The 261-nt window shown below is 48.3% G+C and carries 1 pseudogene; it reads right to left on the bottom strand.

Annotated elements, in window-relative coordinates:
* A pseudogene (locus AYW76_RS18745) lies at positions 1 to 261 on the bottom strand (YgiQ family radical SAM protein); the annotation flags it as partial.

Genomic DNA, 261 nt, shown 5'->3' with positions numbered 1-261 from the left:
ATCCTCACAACCGGGATGGGCGGCTATAAAATAGGGGATCAGGTATTGCTTTTTACCCGCTTCACGGGAAAAACGCTCAAACATCTTTTTAAAGGCGTCATAGGTCCCCATGCCAGGTTTCATCATCATGGAGAGCGTACCTTCCTCACTATGCTCAGGCGCAATCTTAAGATAGCCCCCCACATGGTAAGTCACCAACTCACGTACATACTCAGGGTCTTCTACCGCTAAGTCATAACGCAAGCCCGATGAGATTGATAC

This window comes from Marinomonas gallaica (assembly GCF_001639745.1).
Taxonomy (GTDB): Bacteria; Pseudomonadota; Gammaproteobacteria; order Pseudomonadales; family Marinomonadaceae; genus Marinomonas; species Marinomonas gallaica.
Note: the sequence above shows the minus strand (reverse complement) of the source record. Positions and strands in the feature narration are given on the sequence as shown.